This window comes from Halalkalibacterium ligniniphilum, from assembly GCF_000334155.1.
GTDB classification, from domain to species: domain Bacteria; phylum Bacillota; class Bacilli; order Bacillales; family Bacillaceae_D; genus Halalkalibacterium; species Halalkalibacterium ligniniphilum.
Window position 1 is genome coordinate 1 of the sequence record NZ_ANNK01000011.1, and the last position, 2,613, is coordinate 2,613.

At 46.2% G+C, this 2,613-nt stretch carries 3 protein-coding genes; all 3 read left to right on the forward strand.

Annotated features, from left to right (window positions below):
- A partial coding sequence (locus BLT_RS0101180) for an NADH-quinone oxidoreductase subunit C (RefSeq protein ID WP_017726006.1) occupies positions 1-551 on the forward strand: 551 nt, incomplete at its 5' end.
- A 3-nt stretch (positions 552-554) separates the two neighbouring features.
- Entirely contained in the window at positions 555-1,655 is a 1,101-nt protein-coding gene (locus tag BLT_RS0101185) for an NADH-quinone oxidoreductase subunit D (protein WP_017726007.1), read from the forward strand.
- Positions 1,655-2,613: NADH-quinone oxidoreductase subunit NuoH (nuoH, locus tag BLT_RS0101190; protein ID WP_017726008.1), on the forward strand; the 959-nt coding region annotated here is incomplete at its 3' end. The genes BLT_RS0101185 and nuoH, both read left to right, overlap by 1 nt.

The window sequence follows — 2,613 nt, forward strand, 5'->3', positions numbered from 1 at the left end:
CGAAAGCCGCCGCTGCGGCAAAAGCACGGACCAAAGCTGGAGGTGAAGAACAGGTTGAAGAGAAGCCACCGCCACCATCTATAAATGAACCGTTGCTTAACAAGTACATCAAAATGATTCAAGAAAGGATTGGAGATGAGGCCTTAGAAGCTGCCTATATAAACCGCTTGGCGAAAGAGGTACCAACCCTTGTTGCGAAAAAAGAGACGTATTTTCAAGTGGCTCAATGCTTAAAGGAGCAGCTCCATTTTGACTATTTATCAGACTCTCACGGGATTGACTACGAGACTCATATGGAGCTTTACAATCATCTTTATTCGTTTACACAAAAAGAAAATGTTGTCCTAAAAGTAAAGCTTGAGCGGGATGAGCCTGTGATTCCTTCGCTCACGCCCTTGTGGCAAGGTGCCAATTGGCCAGAGCGAGAAACGTATGATTTGTTAGGGATCACCTTTACAGAGCATCCGAATTTAACGCGGATTATGATGCCAGACTCGTGGGTCGGTCATCCCCTACGTAAGGACTATGAGCCTCATGATGAGGAGGTCTAACCAATGATTCGAACAGAGGAAATGCTATTAAATGTAGGTCCGCAGCATCCAAGCACACATGGAGTGTTTCGTCTTGTCGTAAAAATTGATGGAGAAATCATCAAAGAGGCGACCCCCGTTGTTGGCTATTTGCACAGAGGAACAGAAAAGCTTGCGGAGAAATTACAATATACACAAATTATCCCCTACACCGATCGGATGGATTATCTTTCAGCGATGACGAATAATTACGTCATTTGCCATGCAGTTGAGACAATGATGGATTTAGAGGTGCCTGAGCGGGCAGAATACCTACGTGTCATTGTTATGGAGCTTGGTCGTGTAGCAAGTCACCTCGTTTGGTTTGGTACATATTTACTTGATATAGGCGCCATGAGCCCATTTTTATATGCATTCCGCGAGCGTGAAGCGATTATTAATCTCCTCAATGAGCTATCAGGGGCAAGGCTAACCTTCAATTACATGAGGGTAGGCGGGGTGAAATGGGATGCGCCTGAAGGATGGCTAGAAAAGGTTGCTGCCTTTGTTCCGTACATGCGCAAGGAGCTTAACGGGTATCATGAGCTCGTTACAGGGAACGAAATCTTTGTGAGCCGTGTCAAAGGTGTGGGTACCTATACGAAGGAGGAAGCTTTGCAATACTCGTTAAGTGGTGCCAATCTTCGTTGCACAGGGATAAAAGCTGACCTTCGAAAGGACGAACCGTATTCCATTTATGACCGTTTTGATTTTGACATTCCGGTTCAAGAGGGAGGGGACTGCTGGGCGAAATATCTTTGCCGGATGGCGGAAATGGAAGAGTCGCTAAAGATCGTCGAGCAGGCACTGGCCCAGTTTCCAGCTGAAGGTCCGATCATGGCAAAAACACCACGAATCATCAAACCGCCAGTAGGAGAAACCTACGTGAGAATTGAGTCACCACGGGGAGAGATTGGCTGGTACATAGCGAGTCAAGGAAAGAAAGAACCATACCGGCTAAAATTCCGTAGGCCTTCTTTCTACAATCTGCAAATTTTGCCAAAGCTACTAGAGGGAGAGCCCTTAGCAAACTTGATTGCCATCCTTGGTGGCATCGATATCGTCCTCGGGGAGGTGGATGGCTAATGGAGCAATGGTTGATGTCAGAACCTAGCTGGGTGCATGTTGCTCTGTATGTTAGCCTGGCTGCTGGAATGCTTTCAGTCGTTCTTGGCTTTGTTACCTATGCCATTTTAGCCGAACGAAAAGTACTTGGCTTTATGCAGCTTCGGGTCGGACCTAATCGGGTTGGGGGGCCTTTCGGTTTATTACAAACAGTTGCTGATGTCCTCAAGCTATTAATCAAAGAAGATACGATCCCGAAAAAAGCTGACAAACCACTTTTTATGCTAGCACCCATTCTTGCCTTTGTGCCGGCCTTTGTCGTTATTGGCATTATTCCCTTCTCAGAAAATCTTTACTTCTCAGATCTCGGTATCGGCCTACTTTTTTATCTTTCCATCACGAGTATCACGACGCTCGGCATGCTGACAGGAGGTTGGGCGTCAAATAACAAGTACGCACTCCTTGGTGGCATGCGGGCTGCCGCACAAATGATTTCCTATGAAGTTCCACTCGTTTTATCTGTTGTTGGGATCATTCTTTTAACTGGAAGCTTAAATCTAATCGAGATTGTTCAAGCGCAAGCAAGCCTATGGAACATCATTCCTCAATTTTTAGCGTTTCTTATCTTTATCATTGCTGCAACTGCAGAGCTGAACCGGGTTCCCTTTGATTTGCCAGAAGCGGAATCAGAGCTTGTAGCAGGCTACCATGTTGAATATTCAGGCTTTCGCTGGGCCTTTTTCATGCTTGCGGAATACGTCTATTTATTTGCCATGGCTTCGCTCATTACCGTTCTTTTTCTCGGTGGCTGGCACCCATTGCCGTTTCTCGGTTTCATACCAGGTGTCATATGGTTTGCCTTAAAGTTTTCCGCTGTCGTGTTCTTAATGATTTGGATGCGCGGAACATTCCCACGCATACGTGGCGATCAATTAATGGAGTTCGCTTGGAAGGTACTCCTGCCACTGTCAATTCTCAA